At 73.4% G+C, this 4,346-nt stretch carries 2 protein-coding genes and 1 pseudogene; all 3 read left to right on the top strand.

Going from position 1 to position 4,346, the window contains the following annotated elements; all coding sequences use genetic code 11:
- Positions 1 to 32 precede the first annotated feature (32 nt).
- The 3 genes and pseudogenes from mtrA to JNW89_RS29060 all read left to right on the top strand — a co-directional run bounded on the left by mtrA (position 33) and on the right by JNW89_RS29060 (position 4,308).
- Complete coding sequence (gene mtrA, locus JNW89_RS29070; protein WP_238451525.1) at positions 33 to 722, top strand: MtrAB system response regulator MtrA; 690 nt, start codon at positions 33 to 35, stop codon at positions 720 to 722.
- 87 nt (positions 723 to 809) lie between these two features.
- Positions 810 to 2,474 (top strand): annotated as a pseudogene (mtrB, locus tag JNW89_RS29065) (MtrAB system histidine kinase MtrB); the annotation flags it as partial.
- A 10-nt stretch (positions 2,475 to 2,484) separates the two neighbouring features.
- A complete protein-coding gene (locus tag JNW89_RS29060) occupies positions 2,485 to 4,308 on the top strand; it encodes an LpqB family beta-propeller domain-containing protein (RefSeq protein WP_375155163.1) in 1,824 nt (607 codons plus the stop codon).
- Positions 4,309 to 4,346 lie beyond the last annotated feature (38 nt).

Below are 4,346 nucleotides of genomic sequence, written 5' to 3'. Positions count from 1 at the left end.
CCGAACTGAACGGGGATGGAAACATAAATCCCATGAGAGCCCGGGTACTGGTGGTCGACGACGACCCCGCGCTCGCCGAGATGCTCGGCATCGTCCTGCGCAGCGAGGGCTTCCTGCCCGCGTTCGTCGCCGACGGGGAACGGGCGTTGGCCGCGTTCCGGGACAATCGGCCCGACATCGTGCTGCTCGACCTGATGTTGCCCGGTATGAGCGGTATCGACGTGGCCCGGGCGATCCGGACCGAATCCGGCGTGCCGATCGTGATGCTGACCGCCAAGAGCGACACCGTCGACGTGGTCCTCGGGCTGGAGTCCGGCGCCGACGACTACGTGGTCAAGCCGTTCAAGCCCAAGGAGCTGGTCGCCCGGATGCGGGCCCGGCTGCGGCGCGGCGAGGACGTCGCTCCGGAGATGTTGACGATCGGGCCGCCCGGCAACCAGATCACCATCGACGTGCCGGCCCACATGGTGAGCCGGGACGGCGAGGAGGTGAAGCTGACGCCGCTGGAGTTCGACCTGCTGGTCGCGCTCGCCCGCAAGCCGCGCCAGGTCTTCACCCGCGAGGTGCTGCTGGAGCAGGTCTGGGGCTACCGGCATGCGGCCGACACCCGGCTGGTGAACGTGCACGTGCAGCGGCTGCGTGCCAAGATCGAGCCGGATCCGGAGCGCCCGGAAATCATCCTCACCGTTCGGGGCGTGGGCTACAAGGCGGGTACCGGATAGCCTGGTCGCACCGTGACCAGCTCCCCGACCCCCCACTCCCGGACCTCCGCCGGCTGGCGACCCGCCGCGCGGGTGCTCTGCCGTGCCCTGGTGGGTCAGGGCCTCGGCCTGGCCGCCGGCCTGCACCAGACCTGGCGTCGGTCGTTGCAGGTGCGGGTGGTCACCATCACGCTGGTGGCCTCCAGCCTGCTGGTCGGCGGCTTCGCCTACCTGATCGCCGACAAGATCACCAACATCCTGGTGGAGAACGCCCAGACCGACGTGCTGCTGCGGCTGCGCAGCGGTAGCGACTACTCGGCGAAGCAGTTCAACCTCTACAGCCAGCCGCAGGAGGCCCAGCTCCAGGACACCATCGAGGGCACGGTCAACTACCTGGCCGGGGGTGACCCGCAGCAGACCAGCGGGGTGGTCGTGGCGATCACCGCCGACAGCTACGCGGGGATCATCGAGACCCGGACCTCCCCGGCGACCGACGTCCGGCCGCTGATCAGCCGGGAGCTGCGGGCCGCCGTCGCGGACGGCAAGGTCGCCCACCAGGTCCGCACCGGCCGGCTCGGCGGCGCGCGGACCAAGTACCTGGTGTACGGCTCGCCGGTGCCGACCCGCTTCGGCCAGCTGGAGCTCTACTACCTGGTGCCGCTGACCCGGCAGGACGCCACCGCCGCCGACGCCCGGGCCACCGTGCTCGCCACCGGGGTGGCCCTGGTGCTGCTGCTCGGCCTGCTCGCCGCCCTGGTCACCCGCCTGGTGGTGACCCCGGTCCGGGTGGCCGCCCGCACCGCCCAGCGGCTCTCCGCCGGCCTGCTCGACCAGCGGATGGTGGTCAACGGCGAGGACGACCTCGCCCTGCTGGCCGCCTCGTTCAACCAGATGGCGACCAACCTGCAACGGCAGATCCTCCGGCTGGAGGAGATGTCCCGGTTGCAGCGCCGGTTCACCTCGGACGTGTCGCACGAGCTGCGTACCCCGCTCACCACCGTCCGGATGGCCGCCGACCTGATCTTCGCCGAGCGCGACGAGTTCGACCCGGCCGTGGCCCGCAGCGCCGAGCTGCTCCAGGCCGAGCTGGACCGGTTCGAGGAGCTGCTCACCGACCTGCTGGAGATCAGCCGCTTCGACGCCGGCTTCGCCATGCTCGACGCCGAGCCGACCGACCTGGTGCCGGTGGTGCACCGGGTCGCCGACCGGCTGGCCGGCCTGGCCGAGCGGGTCGGCGTGCCGATCCACCTCGACGTGCCGACCGCGCCGGTCATCGCCGAGGTCGACCCCCGCCGGGTCGAGCGGGTGCTGCGCAACCTGGTCGGCAACGCGGTCGAGCACGGGGAGGCGAAGCCGGTGCTGATCACCCTCGGCATGGACCAGACCGCCGTCGCGATCACCGTGCGCGACCACGGCGTCGGGCTCAAGCCGGGGGAGGAGAAGCTGGTCTTCAACCGCTTCTGGCGGGCCGACCCGTCCCGGGCCCGGCAGACCGGCGGGACGGGCCTGGGCCTGTCGATCAGCCTGGAGGACGCCCGGCTGCACGGTGGCTGGCTGGAGGCGTGGGGCGCGCCCGGGCAGGGCGCCCAGTTCCGGCTCACCCTGCCGGCCCGCGCCGGGGACCGGCTCACCACCTCCCCGCTGCGGCTGGTGCCGGCCGACGCCGCCCTGCCGTTCGGTGGCCCCCGCCCCGGCGAGCTGCTGGCGATCGGCCCCCGCCGCGAGGGCACCCTCGCCATCGGGCCGCCCCGGCCGCCGACGACGACCGGGCGGAGGTGCGTTCGTGAGCGCTCTGCGCGGGGGGCGGACGCTGGCCGGGGCGCTCTGCGCCGCGCTGCTGGCCGTGGCCGGCTGCGGCATCCCGGAGAACACCGAGGTGCAGGTGGACGGGTCCGGGCCGGCGGTGGAGGCGGGCGCGTCCAGCTTCCGCCGCAGCGAGCCACCCGCCCGGGCGGCCGCCGGCACCGACCGGGAGACCTTCGTCCACAACTTCCTCTCCGCCGCGGCGGGCGAGCCGGACCGGGCGTACGCGCGGGTCAAGCAGTTCATCGCGCCGGAGAACAAAACTCGCCTCCAGGAGAAGCAGGGCAGCGAGGTCGCGGTCAACGTGATCCGGCTGACCGAGGAGCCGGTGATCACCGAGAACGCCAACGGGCTGTTCTCCGTGCTCCTGCGGGTGCAGCAGATCGGCGTGCTGCGGTCCAACGGCGTCCTGGCTCCCCCGGTGGCGACCGAGCGGGAGTACCGGTTCACCCTGCGCGGCGCCGTCTCGCCGGGGCAGCAGGGCACCGAGGAGGCCGGCCTCTTCGTCACCGACCCGCCGAACGTGCTGCTGCTCACCGAGTGGGCGCTGCGGGAGTACTACCAGACCAGGCAGGTCTACTTCTGGAACTCCGACCAGACCCGCCTGGTCGCCGACCAGCGTTACCTGCCGCTGGCGGTGCCGGACGAGCGGCGGGTCAGCGAGGTGGTCAAGTGGCTGCTCGCCGGCCCGTCGGAGTGGCTGCGTCCGGCCGCCCGGCCCCTGCCGGACCGCACCGCGCTGATCAACAACGCTATCGAGACGGACGGCCGCTGGGAGGTCACCCTCGAACTGCCGGGTGACGACAACCGCGAGCTCGGCAGGATCGGCATCCAGCTCGCCTGGTCGCTGCCGGAGCTGGACGGCCAGCTCCAGCTCACCACCCGCAACCAGTCCCGGGTGGCGATCGCGGACCTCGAGCAGCACCGCCTGGCGCACCCGCTCTACCCGGTCGACGACACCCCGCAGCGGTTCACCGTCTACGACGGCGCGGTCCACGCGCTGACCTTCCCGGGCGAGGCCAGCGGGATGGTGCCGCTCCTGCCGGCCGACAACCGCAACGTCGTCTCGGCCGGGCTCAGCCGGGTCGAGGACAGGACTTTCGCCGCCCTGGTGGTCAGCGCCCCCGGCGGCCGGCAGCGGCTGGCCGTCGGGTCCGGCGCCGACACGGTGGAGGGCGTCCACCGGGGTGCCCAGACCTTCGGCGCGATCGGGCGCCCGGTGTGGCTGCGCTCGCTCGACCCCGGCCAGCCGTACGGCCTGGTGGTCGCGGACGGCCAGCTCTACCGCTTCGACGACCGGGCCCGGACGGTCCCGGTGCCGTTGACCGTCCCCGGCCGGGTGACGGCGGTGGCCGGCTCACTGGACGGGCACCGGCTCGCCCTGGTGATCGGGGGCCGGCTCCACCTGGCGGCGGTGAACCTGGCCGGCGGCCTGGTCTCGGTCGGCCCGGCCCGCGCGGTGTCCACCTCGCTGCGCGACCTGTCCGCGGTCGACTGGGCGGCGGAGAACACCCTGGTCGTCGCCGGTACGGCGGACCGGTCGGCGGTCTACGAGGTGAGCACCGACGGCGCGCTGGAGACCGCGCTGGTGGCCGACGTGGGCGCCCGGGTGACGCACCTGGCCGCGTACCCGACGAACCCGGTGGTGCCGCTGCCCAGCGCGCTGATCATGTACGAGGCGAACGGGGTCGCCTACCGCTATCCCTCGCCGGACACCATCCGGCGCGACCAGGTGCTGGAGGTGACGCCGCCGCCGGCCGGCGTCCGCCCGGGCAGCCCGACCGCCCCCTTCTTCCTGTACTGAGGGGCGTCGTGCGGGCGGTCGGCGGGCTCTGGGCGGAC

It is taken from the genome of Micromonospora sp. 4G55 (genome assembly GCF_016803375.1).
This window is presented reverse-complemented; position numbering and strand designations above follow the sequence as displayed.